Below are 15,831 nucleotides of genomic sequence, written 5' to 3' on the forward strand. Positions count from 1 at the left end.
GGGTTGGGGGTGACGGTGAGGATCATACGAGCGCAACTTCCGTACCGGCGGCCTCGATCGCCGCCTTGTGAGCGGGGGCGAGCCCCGCGTCCGTGTGACCACGATGGCGCCGCTGTGATGTCCGCGTCCAGTAGCCGGCCGGACAAAGATGAAAACCGAACGGGTTGGGCCTTCGACGGTGCGCCTTCCGGCTGCGCCTTCGGGGTGCGCCTTCGGGTGAGCCCCGAAGGCCGGACGCCTCAGGCGCGGCCCATGGCCCGGTCGAGGGTGATCTCCATGACCACCCGGTCGGGATTGGGCGACGGCGTCCGCCCGTACCGCTCCGCGTAGCGCGCCACCGCGTCGGCGACCGACGCCTCGTCCGTACGGATCACCGCGCGGCCCTCCAGGGTGGCCCAGCGGCGCCCTTCCATCTGGCAGACCGCGACCCGCGCCCCGCCGGGCTCCACGGCCTGGGCCGCCAGGATGTTGCGGATCTTCTTGCTGTGCTTGTTGCTGATCACCCGGGCGAGGCCGGCCTGCGGGTCGTAGGTCACGCCCACCGGCACCACGTGGGGCGTGCCGTCGGGGCGCGGGGTGGTCAGCGTGCAGACGTGCCGCTCCCGCCAGAAGGCGAGGTACTCGGGCGTCGGGTTGAGTACGTCATGGGACATGGCCCGAAGGGTACGGCCAGAGGGGTACAGGCTCGCCCTTGAGTGGAATAGACTCAACTTTGCATAGGTTGTCTGTGTCAGAGTTCAGATTTCTGCTCTGCTCTGTTCTGTCCGACCCTCCGGAGAGGAGAAGCCCCCCGTGGACGCCGAGCTGACCAACAAGAGCCGGGACGCGCTGAACGCAGCCACCAGCAGGGCCGTCAAGGACGGCCACGCGGACCTGACCCCCGCGCACCTGCTGCTCGCCCTGCTCGCCGGTGAGGACAACGAGAACATCACCGACCTCCTCGCCGCCGCCGAAGCCGATCAGGCCGCCGTACGGAGTGGCGCGGAGCGGCTGCTCGCCGCCCTGCCCAGCGTCACCGGCTCCACGGTCGCGCCCCCGCAGCCGACCCGCGACCTGCTCGTCGTACTCGCCGAGGCCGACGCGCAGGCCGGCCGGCTCGGCGATGAATACCTGTCCACCGAACACCTGCTCATCGCCATCGCCGCCAAGGGCGGCCCGGCCGGTGAGCTCCTTTCCGCACAGGGCGCGACCGCCGAGAGGCTGTTGGCCGCCTTCGAGCACGCACGAGGAGGACGGCGGGTGACCACCCCCGATCCGGAGGGCCAGTACAAGGCCCTGGAGAAGTTCGGCACCGATTTCACGGCCGCCGCCCGCGAGGGCAAGCTCGACCCGGTGATCGGCCGCGACCACGAGATCCGGCGCGTCGTCCAGGTCCTCTCACGCCGCACGAAGAACAACCCGGTGCTCATCGGCGAGCCCGGCGTCGGCAAGACGGCCGTCGTCGAGGGACTGGCCCAGCGCATCGTCAAGGGCGACGTCCCCGAGTCCCTGAAGAACAAGCGCCTGGTCTCCCTGGACCTCGGCGCGATGGTCGCCGGTGCCAAGTACCGCGGCGAGTTCGAGGAGCGGCTGAAGACCGTCCTCGCCGAGATCAAGTCGAGCGACGGCCAGATCATCACCTTCATCGACGAGCTGCACACGGTCGTCGGCGCGGGCGCCGGCGGCGACTCCTCCATGGACGCCGGCAACATGCTCAAGCCCATGCTGGCCCGCGGCGAGCTGCGCATGGTCGGCGCGACCACCCTCGACGAGTACCGCGAGCGGATCGAGAAGGACGCGGCGCTGGAGCGGCGCTTCCAGCAGGTGCTGGTCGCCGAGCCGAGCGTCGAGGACACCATCGCGATCCTGCGCGGTCTCAAGGGCCGCTACGAGGCCCACCACAAGGTGCAGATCAACGACAGCGCGCTGGTCGCGGCCGCCACCCTCTCCGACCGGTACATCACCTCCCGCTTCCTGCCCGACAAGGCCATCGACCTCGTCGACGAGGCCGCGTCCCGGCTGCGCATGGAGATCGACTCCTCCCCGCTGGAGATCGATGAGCTCCAGCGCTCGGTGGACCGCCTGCGGATGGAGGAGCTGGCGCTGAAGAACGAGTCCGACCCTGCCTCGCGCGAGCGTCTGGACAAGCTCCGCAAGGACCTGGCGGACAAGGAGGAGGACCTGCGGGGCCTGACCGCCCGCTGGGAGAAGGAGAAGCAGTCCCTCAACCGGGTGGGTGAACTCAAGGAGCGTCTGGACGACCTGCGCGGCCAGGCCGAGCGGGCCCAGCGCGACGGCGACTTCGACTCCGCCTCCAAGCTGCTCTACGGGGAGATCCCGGCGCTGGAGCGCGAGCTCGCGGAGGCCACGGAGGCCGAGGCGGAGGTCGCCAAGGACACCATGGTCAAGGACGAGGTCGGCCCGGACGACATCGCGGACGTGGTCGGTGCCTGGACCGGCATCCCGGCGGGCCGCCTCCTCGAAGGGGAGACCCAGAAGCTGCTGCGGATGGAGGCCGAGCTGGGTCGCCGCCTGATCGGCCAGGAGCAGGCCGTACGGGCCGTCTCGGACGCCGTACGCCGCACCCGCGCCGGTATCGCCGACCCGGACCGCCCGACCGGCTCCTTCCTCTTCCTCGGCCCGACGGGCGTCGGCAAGACGGAGCTCGCCAAGGCGCTCGCGGACTTCCTCTTCGACGACGAGCGGGCCATGGTCCGCATCGACATGTCGGAGTACGGCGAGAAGCACACCGTGGCCCGCCTGGTGGGCGCCCCGCCCGGGTACGTGGGCTACGAGGAGGGCGGCCAGCTGACCGAGGCGGTCCGCCGGCGCCCGTACAGCGTGGTCCTGCTGGACGAGGTCGAGAAGGCCCACCCGGAGGTCTTCGACATCCTGCTCCAGGTCCTGGACGACGGCCGCCTCACGGACGGACAGGGCCGGACCGTGGACTTCCGCAACGCCATCCTGGTCCTGACCTCGAACCTGGGCAGCCACTTCCTGGTGGACCCGGTGACCCCGCCCGAGCGCAAGCGGCAGCAGGTCCTCGACCTGGTCAGGAGCTCCTTCAAGCCGGAGTTCCTCAACCGCCTCGACGACCTGGTGGTCTTCTCCGCACTGACCGGCGAAAAGCTGGCGCACATCGCGGAGCTCCAGATCGGCCGCCTGGCCAAGCGCCTGGCCGACCGGCGCCTGACCCTGGACGTCACGCCCGAGGCCCTGGCCTGGCTGGCGGACAAGGGCAACGACCCGGCGTACGGGGCCCGGCCGCTGCGCCGCCTGATCCAGACGGCGATCGGCGACCGCCTGGCCAAGGAGATCCTTTCGGGCGAGGTCAAGGACGGCGACACCGTACGGGTCGAGGTGGTGGGCGAGGACCTGCTGGTCGGCCGGGCCGTGTGAGCTACTCCGGACGCACCCCCTGTCCGCCCGGAGCGGATCGTACCGGCCAGGGGTGGACACGGGACGGGCGCCATGGGGGAGGATGAAGGTATCCGCACGAAGGGAATATCACGGTGAGCATCGACCCGGCCTCGATTCCGAACTTCGGAGGGCAGCAGCCCGAGCCGCAGGGGGCCACAGGACCGGCGGGCCCCGTCGTCCCCGACCAGGATCTGGTCAAGCAGCTGCTGGAGCAGATGGAGCTCAAGTACGTCGTCGACGACGAGGGTGACCTCGCGGCGCCGTGGGAGGAGTTCCGCACGTACTTCATGTTCCGCGGCGAGGACGAGCAGCAGGTCTTCTCCGTGCGGACCTTCTACGATCGTCCGCACAAGATCGACGAGAAGCCCCAGCTCCTCGAGTCGATCGACGACTGGAACCGCCGCACCCTGTGGCCGAAGGTCTACAGCCACACCCACGACGACGGATCCGTCCGTCTGATCGGTGAGGCGCAGATGCTGATCGGCACCGGCGTCAGCCTGGAGCACTTCGTGTCCTCCACGGTCAGCTGGGTCCGCGCCTCCATCGAGTTCGACAAGTGGCTCGTCGAGCAGCTCGGCCTGGAGAAGGACATCGACTCCACCGAGGGCGACGACGACTCCAACTGAGCGTCCCGGCCGTCCCGGCGAGGCGTCATATCGGTGTGCGCGCTATGAGCAGCAGGTACAGCCCGTAGCCGTACGAGAGCCCGGCCAGCACCGCGGTCACCACGACCACGGCGTTCGGCCGGGCTTTCGCGATGACCGCGCGGCCGGCGGCAGCAGCAGCGGGAAGGCCGGGACGAGGAAGCGCGGCTTCGCCGACGACGGTGTGCAGAGCGTCACGGCGCAGACGGCGGCGGCGACGGCGGCGGCGACGGCGGCGTCCGAGACCAGGCGATCAACCGCCGCCCTCGCCCGGTCAGAGCCGCCGCAGGCGGGCCGCGGCCTCCTGGAGGACGTCGGTCTTCTTGCAGAAGGCCCAGCGGACCTGGGTGGCGCCGGCGGCCTTGTCGTCGTAGAAGACCTGGTTGGGGATGGCGACGACGCCGCAGCGCTCGGGCAGGGCGCGGCAGAAGGCGAGGCCGTCCTTCTCGCCGAGCGGGGTGATGCCCGTGGTGATGAAGTACGTGCCCTGCGGGCGGTAGACCTCGAAGCCGGCCGCCGTGAGGCCGTCGGCGAGGATGTCGCGCTTGGCGGCGTGGTCGGCGCGGAAGGCCTCGTAGTACGTATCGGGGAGGGCGAGGGCCTCGGCGATCGCGTACTGGAAGGGGCCGGAGGCGACGTAGGTGAGGAACTGTTTCGCCGAGCGGACCGCCGCGACCAGCTCCGGGGGCGCGGTGACCCAGCCGACCTTCCAGCCGGTGAAGGAAAAGGTCTTGCCCGCCGACGAGCAGGTGACCGTGCGCTCGCGCATGCCCGGCAGGCCCGCCAGGGGGAGGTGCGCGCCCTCGAAGACGAGGTGTTCGTACACCTCGTCGGTGACGACCAGGAGGTCGCGCTCCACAGCGAGGGAGGCGATGGCGGTCAGCTCCTCGCGGGTCAGGACGGTGCCCGTCGGGTTGTGCGGGGTGTTCAGCAGGAGCAGCCGTGTGCGGGGGGTGACCGCGGCGCGCAGTTCGTCCAGGTCGAGGACGAAGGCCCCGGCGTGCGGGCGCAGGGTGACGGGGACGCGGACCGCGCCGGCCATCGCGATGCAGGCCGCGTACGAGTCGTAGAACGGTTCGAGGGCGATCACCTCGTCACCCGGTTCGAGGAGGGCGAGCAGACTGGCGGCGATGGCTTCCGTGGCGCCCGCCGTGACCAGCACCTCGGTGTCGGGGTCGTAGGACAGGCCGTAGAAGCGCTGCTGGTGTTCGGCGATCGCGGTGCGGAGCTCCGGGATGCCGGGGCCGGGCGGGTACTGGTTGCCGAGGCCCGTGAGGACCGCGCGGGAGGCCGCCTCGGCGATCTGCGCGGGGCCGTCCGTGTCGGGGAAGCCCTGGCCGAGGTTGATCGATCCGGTGCGCGCGGCCAGCGCCGACATCTCCGCGAAGATCGTGGTGCCGAAGGCCGCCAGACGGCGGTTCAAGAAGGGGCGGTTACTGCTCGCGGGTGCACTCATGGGCGCCATCCTGCGGGCAACCTCTGGAGTTGCTCAAGTGCGCTTTGGCTCGTGTGGCCGACGGGCATCCCCCCTTCACGCGGGACGCGGGGATCCCGCTCCCCGGGAAGACCGGGGTGTGAGAGAGGGGGCGGACATGCTGTTCGTCTTCATCGTGATCGGGCTGTTCTGCATGGCCTACGTCGTGACCGTGGCGGTCCGTTCGTACAGCGGCGGGTCGTCATCCGGCTCCAGCAGCTGGTGGGCGGGGGGCGGCGACTCGTCCGGGGGTTCGTGTTCGAGTGGCTCCTCGTCCTCCTGCGGGGGCGGCGGGGGGTGCGGCGGTTCCAGCTGACACGGGGCAGCGGGCACCGCGGCAGAGGAGGGCGCCCGGCGGTTTACCTTCCGTCGGGCGTCCTCTCGTTCAACGATGCATGGCGACGCGCGGGACGCAACTTGTTGAACACGTGAACTGCGTAGCCCCCGGGGGGATGTAAACCACTTCAAGTTGGGTAAAAACGATGTGAGTGCCGTGCCTTTCATGATTCCCTCGGTTGAGTAGACCAGTCCTCGGACCTCCCTGGACTTCCTGTGGACCCGTGCCGGAGCCCCCCCACCCGTTGACTACCGCTGGCGGGCCCCGGCCCATCTCCCTCGCGCGTTTGCGGAGCCGACTCATGCTCACGACCCTCCAGACCTCTTACACCGACACGCGTGCCGCCGACCTCGCCTGGGCTCTGGGGCGGGACCGGCTGCCCGCCTTGGCCGTACTGAACCTCGAACTGATGCACGCGAAGGTGGAGTTGCGCCTGCTCGGGGCCTCCCATCAGGTGATCCTGGAGGAGGGCGACGTGCTCTGCTCGGAGACCGTCGCCTGCATGCCCGGCAGCAGCACGCCGCTGCCGCTCGGTGTGGCCAAGCGGGTCGGCGACTGGGAGTACGAGTTCGCCGCGCGGGTCGAGACCCTCTCCCAGGGCTCCTTCGCGGGGCGGGCGCAGGAACTGCTCGCACTGGTGGCCGATCACCCGAACGGCCTCGCCGGTACCTTCCCGGGCAGTCCGCACGCCTTCACCGCCCTGCTCGCGCAGCGCTACGAGGGGCAGGTGCGCTGGCGGACCTGGCACGCGTACCCGCAGGAAGGACGGCTGGTGGCCACCCGTACGCGGGTCGGCGTACGGATGGGCTCCCCCGCCGCGGCGGCCGCGGAATCGGCCGTGCTGCGGTAGCGGGGAGGAGGGGCGGAGCCCGTACCGGCGCGGCCGGTGCCGGGCCTGTCCGGGGCGCCGCCGCAGTGCGGCCGTTACGCCAACTGGCTGGCACCAGAGGCGACTTGCACCCATGTGGGTGACCGGGTGCGGGTGGGCGGTGACGTACGGTTCGCTGCATGATCGACCGTTCCGTCCCCCGCCGGGTGCTTCCGGCTCCGGAGCCGCGGGGCAGGGCGACCGCCCCGGACGCCTTGCCCGTAAGGCCCCGGACCGGCCGACTCCTCGTCCTGGCCACCGTATTCGTCTGCGCCGCCTGCGGGCTCGTATACGAACTGGAGCTGCTCGCCCTCGGCTCCTACCTCATCGGCGATTCCGTCACCCAGGCGTCGGTCGTGCTGTCCGTCATGGTCTTCGCCATGGGCGTCGGCTCCCTGCTCGCGAAACGGCTGCGGCGACGGCCCGCCTTCGGCTTCGGCGCCATCGAGGCCGGGCTGGCGCTGCTCGGCGGCCTCTCGGCCATGGCGCTGTACGCGAGTTTCGCCTGGCTGGGTGAGTCCCGGCTCGCGCTCGTCGCCTTCTCCTTCGCCATCGGGGTGCTCATCGGCGCCGAGATCCCGCTGCTGATGGTCCTCATCCAGCGCATCCGCAGACAGGACCCGGGCGGGGCCGTCGCGGACCTCTTCGCCGCGGACTACGTGGGGGCCCTGGTCGGGGGTCTCGCCTTCCCGTTCCTGCTGCTGCCGGTGCTGGGCCAGCTCTCCGGAGCCCTGCTCACCGGCACCGTCAACGCGGTGGTCGGCGGCGGGCTGGTGCTGTGGCTGTTCCGCCGAGACCTGAGCCGGCGGAGCCGATGGCTGCTGATCGCCGCGAACGCGACCGTACTGGCGGTGCTCGGCTCCGCGACCGTCCTCGCCGACGACTTCGAGCGGATGGCCCGGCGCGCCGTCTACGGTGCGGAAGTGCGGGTCGCCGTCCGGACCGGGGTGCAGGAGCTGGTGCTCACCGGGCCTCCGACCGGCTCGCCGCGTTCCCTGGACCTGTACCTCGACGGGCGGCTGCGGGTCAGCGGGTACGACGAGTACCGCTACCACGAGGCGCTCGTCCACCCGGCGATGACCGGCCCGCACACCCGGGTCCTGGTCCTCGGCGGCGGTGACGGGCTCGCCGCCCGGGAGGTGCTGCGCTACCCGGACGTCGCCTCCGTCACCGTCGTGGAGCTCGATCCCGGCGTGATCCGCCTGGCCCGTACCGATCCGATGCTCTCCGCGCTCAACGCCGGGGTGTACGGGGATCCGCGCCTGGGCGTCGTCGCGCAGGACGCCTTCGCCTGGCTGCGCGGACCGGCCGCGCGGGAACGGTTCGACGTCATCCTCTCCGACCTCCCCGACCCGGGCATCACCCCCAGCACGAAGCTGTACTCGCAGGAGTTCTACGGGCTGGCCGCGCGGGCCCTGCGCCCCGGTGGCCGGATGGCGGTGCACGCCGGGCCCCTGGCCACGCGCCCGCGGACGTACTGGACGGTCGAGTCCACCCTTCGCGCGGCCGGGCTGCGTACCGCCCCCTACAGCGCGGGCGGCCGGCTGTCGGGCTTCGCCGCCGGTCCCGACCGCACCCAGGGCCGGACCGGCGCACCGCCGCAGGACTGGGGCTTCGTCCTGGCGGCCCGCGAACAGGTTCCCCCGCTGCACGTGGACCACGACACGCCGGGGCTGCGCTCGCTGTCGACCCCCTCCCTACAGGACGCCGCGCAGGACGCGGAACGGACCCGGATGCCCGGACTGCCGCCCTCGACCCTGCCGCACCCGCGGTATTCCTGACGGGTGTCCGCGCCGGACCGGGTGCGAAGGGGGTGCGAAGGGGGCTCTCCTCGGTAGGCTCGGCCGCATGGAGCATCAGGTGTTCGTTCCGGTACCGGCAGACGACCTCCGCGCCGTGCTGCGCGATCCCGCCCGGGTGGCCCGGTGTGTGCCGGGGCTCCAGCAGGACGCCGACACCGAGTCGGGGCCGCTCTCGGGCCGGCTGAAGATCCGGGTGGGCGGGCACACCGTGACCTACCGCGGGGCGCTGGCCCTCGCCGAGCGGGGCCCCGATCACTTCACCGTCGACGGTGAGGGCGCGGAGGTGCGGGGCACGGGCACCGTCACCCTCGCGCTCGCGCTGCGGCTGTCCCCGGAGGAAGACGGCACCCGGCTCGACTTCACCGCCGGGGCCACCGCCGACGGGCGGGCCGCCGCCTTCGCTCCCGAGGCCGTCGCCACCTCGGTGCACCGGCTCCTCGACCGGGCCGCCGAGCAGCTCGCCGCGCTGGCCGCCGCCCCGGAGCCGACGGCGGGCGCCGCGGTCGCGCAGGAGCCCGTGACCGACGCGGTCGCGGAGGCCGAGGAAGCCGAGGAGGCCGAGGGCGACGGCGAGGAGGACCTCGACATCGACGAGGTCACCGCGTCCGTGTTCGAGAGCGAGGTGCCGCCCTCGTCCCCGGACCCCTTCCTGGAAGGCGGGTTCGACGACCTCGACGACCTCGGTGGTCTTCCGCGCCCGCCGGCCGAGGCCGCCCACGCCCGCCGCACCATGATCGGCCGCAGCGCCGAGGAGGTGGACCACGCGCCTCCGCGCGGCCGGTACGCCCCGGTGCCCGCGCCCACGTACGGCAGCGCCGGTGACCATCTGCGCTGGATCGCCCCGGTCGCCGCCCTCGCCCTGGCCTCGGCGGTCGTGCTGGGCAGGGCCCTGCGCCGCCGCCGCTGAGCTGCGACCGCCACACCGGGACCGGTGACCCGCATTAGGGTCGACCGTATGAGTACGCAACTGAGCGCCGGCGGCGCCGAGGTGACCGTCGACCAGGAGAACGGCTGCCGGATCAGCAGTCTGCGCATCGACGGGACGGAGCTGCTGCGCGAGGGCCCCACGTACGGGTCCTTCCCCATGGTCCCGTGGTGCGGTCGTATCGCGAACGGCCGGTTCCACGACGGCGCGACCGTCCACCAGCTGCCGGTCGACCACCCGCCGCACGCCCTCCACGGGCTGGGTCGCGACGCGGCCTGGCGTCCGGCCCGTGCCACCGCCACCGAGGCGGCCTTCACCTATGACCTCACCGACCCGTGGCCGTATCCGGGCCGGGTCACCCAGATCGTGGAGCTGGCGGAGAACGCGCTGACCCTGACCCTGGGCATCGAGACGTACGGCGACTCCTTCCCGGCCCAGGCGGGCTGGCACCCGTGGTTCCGGCGCAGTCTCGGGGTCGGCGGCGAGGACGTGAAGATCTCCTTCGACGCCGCCTGGCAGGAGGAGCGCGGCGCCGACCACCTCCCCACCGGCAACCGCGTCGAGCCCCGGCCCGGCCCGTGGGACGACTGCTTCGGCATGCCCGACGGTGTCGACGTCACCCTGACCTGGCCCGGCGCGCTGGAGCTGAGGCTCACCAGCCGCTCGGAGTGGGTGGTCGTCTACGACGAGCAGCCCGAGGCCGTCTGCGTGGAGCCGCAGTCGGGCCCGCCGAACGGACTGAACACCCTGCCGCGTCTGGTCACGCCGGTGGATCCGCTGGAGATCTCCACGACGTGGACCTGGCGGCGGCTCTCCTAGGCCGTCTCTTTCGGATCTTGCCGGGCCCGCGCTGCCCGGCACCGCACCTCGCTGCACTGCGTTCGCTGCGCTCACTGCGTCTCGGCTCCTCTTCGAGGACCTTGGAGGCCGAGCTGTCGGAAGCGCCCGTACGTCCAGTACAAAGACGCTCCTCCGCCTTGCGATGCACGGCACCGGTCAACGCGGGCTCGGCCGACAAGATCCGAAAGAGACGACCTAGCCCGCCCAGGCCGCCTTGAGGGGGTGTCCGACGGACACCCCCTAAGCTCGGGGGCATGAGTGACGTACGCGATGCGCTTCTGCAGCAGATCAAGGACAAGGCCGTCGTGCACGGCAAGGTGATCCTCTCCTCCGGCCGGGAGGCCGACTACTACATCGACCTCCGGCGGATCACCCTCGACGGGGAGGCGGCCCCGCTGGTCGGTCAGGTCATGCTCGACCTCACCGCCGAGCTCGACTTCGACTGCGTCGGCGGCCTGACCCTGGGCGCCGACCCGGTGGCGACCTCCATGCTGCACGCGTCCGCCGCGCGCGGTCAGCGCCTGGACGCCTTCGTCGTCCGCAAGGCGCAGAAGGCGCACGGGATGCAGCGCCGCATCGAGGGCACCGACGTGAAGGGCAAACGCTGTCTGGTGGTCGAGGACACCTCGACCACCGGCGGGTCCCCGCTCACCGCCGTCGAGGCGGTCCGCGAGGCCGGCGGCGAAGTCGTCGCCGTCGCGACGATCGTGGACCGCGGGGCGGCCGACGCCATCGCCGAGGCGGGCCTTCCGTACCTCACCGGCTACCGCCTCGAGGACCTCGGCCTCTCCTGACCGCGACCCGGCCTGACCCCTCGGCCTCTCCTGACCGCGACCTGACGGTGTCCCGACCGGGCCCCGACCGGACCCGACCGGGCTCCGGTCGGGGCCCGACCGCGACCTGTTCGCGGCCTTGACGTGGCCGGGATCCGACCCGGCCCCGCCGCCGGGCAGGCGCCGGACCAAGTCGTGACCAAGGCCCTCGGGAGTCGCTCCGCAGGCGCTGACCTGCTCTTTTCCTAGAGGCCGGGATGTTTCACGTGAAACATCCCGGCCTGTTCGCCCCGCACCCGCCGACCACGGGGTGGAGTGTTGGGCGGAGTCTGGAAAGATAGGCGCGACGGTGACGTCGCCCCCAGGTCAGGGCCCGCAATAAGCACACTCCCCGCACATCCAAGGAGCGGACAGATGCCCATCGCAACCCCCGAGGTCTACAACGAGATGCTCGACCGGGCGAAGGCAGGCAAGTTCGCCTACCCGGCCATCAACGTGACCTCGTCCCAGACCCTGCACGCTGCCCTGCGCGGCTTCGCGGAGGCCGAGAGCGACGGCATCATCCAGATCTCCACCGGTGGTGCGGAGTTCCTGGGTGGCCAGCACAACAAGGACATGGTCACGGGCGCGGTCGCCCTGGCCGAGTTCGCGCACGTCGTGGCCGCCAAGTACGGCATCACGGTCGCGCTGCACACGGACCACTGCCCCAAGGACAAGCTGGACGGCTACGTACGTCCGCTCCTGGACATCTCCGCCGAGCGCGTGGCCCGCGGTCTGAACCCGCTCTTCCAGTCGCACATGTGGGACGGCTCCGCCGAGACCCTGGCCGACAACCTGGCCATCGGCCAGGAGCTGCTCGCCAAGGCCGCCGCCGCGAAGATCATCCTTGAGGTCGAGATCACCCCGACCGGCGGCGAGGAGGACGGCGTCAGCCACGAGATCAACGACGAGCTGTACACCACCGTCGACGACGCGCTGCGCACCGCCGAGGCCCTGGGCCTGGGGGAGAAGGGCCGCTACCTGCTGGCCGCGTCCTTCGGGAACGTCCACGGCGTCTACAAGCCGGGCAACGTCGTCCTGCGCCCCGAGCTCCTCAAGGACCTCCAGGCCGGTGTCGCCGAGAAGTACGGCAAGGCCTCGCCGTTCGACTTCGTCTTCCACGGTGGCTCGGGCTCCTCGGCCGAGGAGATCGCCACCGCGCTGGAGAACGGCGTCGTGAAGATGAACCTCGACACCGACACCCAGTACGCCTTCACCCGCCCGGTCGCGGACCACATGTTCCGCAACTACGACGGGGTCCTGAAGGTCGACGGGGAGGTCGGCACGAAGTCCAAGTACGACCCCCGCACCTGGGGCAAGGCGGCCGAGGCCGGCATGGCGGCGCGTGTCACCGAGGCGTGCGCGAACCTGCGCTCGACCGGCACGAAGCTCAAGTAGGGCTGTTGCGTTAAGCGTGTGAGCGTCTGAGCGCGAGCGGGCAAGAACGTTCGCGCTGCGCCGAAGGGCCCGGTCCACCGTCTCATGACGGTGGACCGGGCCCTTCGGCCGTTCCCGCCCCCTGGTCCCGTCCGTCTCGACGGGACCAGGGGACCCGAGGCGCCCCCCGACGCCCCGGTGTCCCGCGAACCGCACCTGTGGCCCGGCCGCGGGCTTCGTCAGGCCGTCATCCCGTACGGCATCGGCTCGACCAGTTCGGTACCGACGCCGGCCTCGAAGACCTCTTCGCCGTTCTGTACGCCGGTGACCTTGACCGCGGCCGGGCCGGTACGTTCCGCGTGGATCCAGATCGGAGAACCGAACTCCGCGTACCGCTGGTACGTACTCGACACGGACGCGGGCAGTACGGCGGGGGCTGCGGTCAGCGCCACGGCGGCCTGGCGGGCGGCCTCCAGCAGGACCATGCCGGGGAGGTGGTCCCCGAGGTGGTCGAAGAGGACCGGGTGGCGGGTGTCGTACCGCAGCTGCCACGTGGCGGTGGTGCCCGTCTGCTGCGGGGCGGCGGCGAGCACCACGTCGAAGGGCGAGTAGCGGCCGACCTGGGCGGGCTGGAGGGGCGCCGAGGGCAGTGAGGGAGTCGGCCGCCGGGTCAGCTGCTCGGCGCGCAGCCGGCGGTAGACGGCGGGGGAGGCCACGTTGTAGCCCGCGTCCCCGGTGGCCACCACGGCGTCACCGTGGCGCATCGTCACCTGGTAGCGCAGCGCCTGGAGCTGGGAGCCGCGCCGGCGTATCTCGGTGCACACGACGTCGAGGTCCAGGTTGGCGGGGGTGTCGCCGATGACCAGGTTCTCGGGGATGGTGGTGTAGTCGAGGCCCCACAGCAGGAACTGGTGGCCGAGCGGCACGTCGAAGGCCTGGTGGGCGATGTAGGAGCCGACCTGGCGGATGGTCTCGCAGATCAGCATCGGGTCGTAGTGCGTGCCGGCGATGGGCGCGAAGAAGCTGTGCCCGCGCGGGAGTTGGGCGGTCACGTGGAACCTGTCCTCGGCCGGTCGGCACATACCGGTCAGGAAGACCTCGGCGAGGGCGGCACGGTGCACGAGCTGGCGGGGCACGGTGGTGGTCAGCTGCCGCTGCGTCCCCTCGGGACATCCGCAGTCCACGGCGGTAGAGGTCTGCTGGGCAAGGACGTTCGTCGGTTCCAAAGTCGTGATCATAAGTTCCCCGAGATCATGGCCGGAGGTCCAGACCTCGCTTTATGTCGCGAAGTACGTACTCCCGGGTTTGGTTGACCCCTAGAGAAATACCCGATGGCGCCTCGGTCCTGGCTTGAGAGTGACGTAAACCACACCGATAGGTCTAGCGGAGTGACCGCTTCCAATGAATGAACTCCTGGTCGGTACAGCAGGAGGAAATTTTCGTCACGCTGTGTTCATTTTCGGCCCGTTGGCTGCATCTTCGGGGAAGTCGGGTATCTTTTCCTCAGCGTCAACCGCGTACCTGGAAGTATTTTTTGGGGGCTCTTCCAGGTGTCCTGCGGATGTCCCGGCACGTATTCGCCGCACGCCCGTACGCCACGCACGCCCGCTCGGCCGGGGCGCACCGCGCGGCCCGTCACCGTCTCGGCCCCCGCCGATTGGAGACCGATGCACGCCCTCCGGCACGTCAGTCCGCTGGGGCACCTGCGCCTCGCCGCTGTGAACATCGACGGGGTCCTGCTCAACGACACCTTCAGCCCGGTGATCCACCACTTCGTCACCAGCCGCGGCGGGGTCTACGACGCGGACGTCGAGCGCTCGGTCTTCTCTCAGTCCCAGACCGTCGCCGCCCGGGCGCTCGGCGCCGCGGCCGGCGTGGACTGGAGCCCGCGGAAGGTGCTGGACGTCTACTTCGAGGAGCGCGCCGCGTATCTCGCGGACCACCCGCTCCAGGTGATGCCCGGCGCGGAGGAACTGCTGCACCGGCTGCGGGGCCTGGGTCTGCGCACCATCTGTTACGGCGGCCTGGACAAGAGGCACTTCGACACCTACCTCGGCCGCTACGCGCACCTCTTCGACGGGCCGGGCTACATCTGCACGAACGACTTCCGGCCGGGCATCCACGAGATCGCGGCGGACACCTTCGGTCTCGACTACGACCGCGCGCTGTTCATCGACGATGTCGCCAGGGTCTCCGAAGCCGCGCGTGACCTGCGGGTCCCCTTCATCGGGCACCCGAGCGACTTCGAACACGGCTTCCAGGCGCGCCTGATGCGCGACGCCGGCGTGCGGCACGTGGTCGGCTCGCTCGGCGAGATCGACGAGGAGCTGCTGCGCAGGCTCGACGCGGAGGCGGCCGTGGGCCGCGCGTGGGCCGCCGCCTGACGCGGGCTGCCCGTACCGCGTCACCCCGTACCGCAGACCTCGTACGGCACCACCTCGTACGGCACCACCTCGTACCGAACCACCTGGTACCGACTCGGCCCGTGCCGGTTCACCAGGTCGTCCCGAACCTCTTACTCCAACAAGGAGAGTCATGGCAGCGGAGCGCATACTCGACGGCAAGGTCGCGCTGATCACCGGCGCGAGCAGTGGGATAGGGGCCGCCGCAGGGCGGGTCTTCGCCCGTGAAGGTGCCAAACTCGTGCTCGTCGCGCGCCGGGAGGACCGGCTCAAGGAGCTGGCCGCGGAGTTGCGGGCCGGGGGCGCGGAAGTCGAGTACGCCGTGGGGGACGTGACCCGCCGCGCGGACACGACGGCCGCCGTCGAGGTGGCCCTCGGCCGTTTCGGCCGGCTGGACTGCGCCTTCAACAACGCGGGCTGGGGGGCGGGCCGTACCCCGCTGCACGAGATGACCGACGAGCTGTACGACCGGATCATGGACGTGAACCTGCGCGGGGTGTGGAACTGCCTGCGCGACGAGATCGCGGCGATGCTGGCGACCGGTGGCGGCACCATCGTCAACAACAGCAGCGTCGCGGGGATCCTGGCGACGCCCGTGGCCTCGCCGTACATCGCCGCCAAGCACGCGGTGATCGGCCTGACCAAGGCCGCGGCCGCCGAGTACGCGGCTCACGGCATCCGGGTCAACGCGGTTGCTCCGGGCACGACGCGCACCGAAGTGGTCGAGGAATGGTTCGCGGCCGTGCCGGGGATGGAGGAACGGCTGCATGCCGCGACGCCGCAGCCGCGCACCGCGGAGCCGGAGGAGATCGCGGAAGCGGCGGCCTGGCTGTGCAGTTCGCGTGCGTCGTTCGTCACCGGCGCCACGATGCCTGTGGACGGAGGCTTCACCATGGTGTGAAACTGTACTCAGAGGTACGTACCCGGGGGCATGTATTGCCGACCGATCGG

Annotated in this window: 14 protein-coding genes; 10 read left to right on the top strand and 4 right to left on the bottom strand. The window is 71.1% G+C overall.

Features of this window, described 5'->3' with window-relative positions:
- Positions 1-239: 239 nt before the first annotated feature.
- On the bottom strand, positions 240-653 hold the full coding sequence (locus tag ABZX75_RS10990; RefSeq protein WP_355409855.1) for a TIGR03618 family F420-dependent PPOX class oxidoreductase: 414 nt from the start codon (positions 651-653) through the stop codon (positions 240-242).
- Positions 654-792: 139 nt separating this feature from the next.
- Here ABZX75_RS10990 and clpB point away from each other — a divergent pair, with 139 nt between their 5' ends.
- Entirely contained in the window at positions 793-3,378 is a 2,586-nt protein-coding gene (clpB, locus tag ABZX75_RS10995) for an ATP-dependent chaperone ClpB (protein ID WP_355409856.1), read from the top strand.
- A gap of 113 nt (positions 3,379-3,491) precedes the next feature.
- On the top strand, positions 3,492-4,025 hold the full coding sequence (locus ABZX75_RS11000) for a YbjN domain-containing protein (RefSeq protein ID WP_355409857.1): 534 nt from the start codon (positions 3,492-3,494) through the stop codon (positions 4,023-4,025).
- Positions 4,026-4,317: 292 nt separating this feature from the next.
- On the opposite strand, the gene ABZX75_RS11005 is transcribed toward ABZX75_RS11000, so the two are convergent.
- Both ABZX75_RS11005 and ABZX75_RS11010 read right to left on the bottom strand, forming a co-directional pair.
- Positions 4,318-5,499 carry a pyridoxal phosphate-dependent aminotransferase gene (locus tag ABZX75_RS11005; RefSeq protein WP_355409858.1) on the bottom strand — a complete coding sequence of 394 codons (1,182 nt, stop codon included), beginning with the start codon at positions 5,497-5,499 and terminating at the stop codon, positions 4,318-4,320.
- Positions 5,500-5,676: 177 nt separating this feature from the next.
- Positions 5,677-5,850: a hypothetical protein gene (locus ABZX75_RS11010; protein WP_355409859.1), complete on the bottom strand. Its 174-nt coding sequence runs from the start codon at positions 5,848-5,850 to the stop codon at positions 5,677-5,679.
- 305 nt (positions 5,851-6,155) lie between these two features.
- Between ABZX75_RS11010 and ABZX75_RS11015 the strand changes: the two genes are divergently transcribed.
- The 6 genes from ABZX75_RS11015 to fbaA all read left to right on the top strand — a co-directional run bounded on the left by ABZX75_RS11015 (position 6,156) and on the right by fbaA (position 12,499).
- Positions 6,156-6,704, top strand: coding sequence for a DUF2617 family protein (locus ABZX75_RS11015; protein WP_355409860.1), 549 nt, complete (start codon positions 6,156-6,158; stop codon positions 6,702-6,704).
- A gap of 158 nt (positions 6,705-6,862) precedes the next feature.
- The gene (locus ABZX75_RS11020; protein ID WP_355409861.1) at positions 6,863-8,503 is read left to right on the top strand and encodes a polyamine aminopropyltransferase; all 1,641 of its coding nucleotides are present in this window, start codon (positions 6,863-6,865) and stop codon (positions 8,501-8,503) included.
- Positions 8,504-8,570: 67 nt separating this feature from the next.
- Positions 8,571-9,431, top strand: a complete 861-nt coding sequence (locus tag ABZX75_RS11025) for an SRPBCC domain-containing protein (protein WP_355409862.1) — start codon at positions 8,571-8,573, stop codon at positions 9,429-9,431.
- 48 nt (positions 9,432-9,479) lie between these two features.
- The gene (locus ABZX75_RS11030; protein WP_355409863.1) at positions 9,480-10,268 is read left to right on the top strand and encodes an aldose 1-epimerase; all 789 of its coding nucleotides are present in this window, start codon (positions 9,480-9,482) and stop codon (positions 10,266-10,268) included.
- Positions 10,269-10,543: 275 nt separating this feature from the next.
- Positions 10,544-11,083 (top strand): orotate phosphoribosyltransferase, encoded by a 540-nt coding sequence (gene pyrE / locus ABZX75_RS11035; RefSeq protein ID WP_030817422.1) that lies wholly within the window; start codon positions 10,544-10,546, stop codon positions 11,081-11,083.
- Positions 11,084-11,476: 393 nt separating this feature from the next.
- Positions 11,477-12,499, top strand: a complete 1,023-nt coding sequence (gene fbaA / locus ABZX75_RS11040) for a class II fructose-bisphosphate aldolase (protein ID WP_355409864.1) — start codon at positions 11,477-11,479, stop codon at positions 12,497-12,499.
- 218 nt (positions 12,500-12,717) lie between these two features.
- On the opposite strand, the gene ABZX75_RS11045 is transcribed toward fbaA, so the two are convergent.
- Positions 12,718-13,704, bottom strand: coding sequence for a ScbA/BarX family gamma-butyrolactone biosynthesis protein (locus tag ABZX75_RS11045; RefSeq protein WP_355409865.1), 987 nt, complete (start codon positions 13,702-13,704; stop codon positions 12,718-12,720).
- Positions 13,705-14,145: 441 nt separating this feature from the next.
- Between ABZX75_RS11045 and ABZX75_RS11050 the strand changes: the two genes are divergently transcribed.
- Positions 14,146-14,862, top strand: coding sequence for an HAD family phosphatase (locus ABZX75_RS11050; RefSeq protein ID WP_355409866.1), 717 nt, complete (start codon positions 14,146-14,148; stop codon positions 14,860-14,862).
- Positions 14,863-15,013: 151 nt separating this feature from the next.
- The gene (locus ABZX75_RS11055; protein WP_355409867.1) at positions 15,014-15,781 is read left to right on the top strand and encodes a glucose 1-dehydrogenase; all 768 of its coding nucleotides are present in this window, start codon (positions 15,014-15,016) and stop codon (positions 15,779-15,781) included.
- The last annotated feature ends 50 nt before the right edge of the window (positions 15,782-15,831 follow it).

It is taken from the genome of Streptomyces sp. NPDC003038 (assembly GCF_040611115.1).
Classification (GTDB): domain Bacteria; phylum Actinomycetota; class Actinomycetes; order Streptomycetales; family Streptomycetaceae; genus Streptomyces.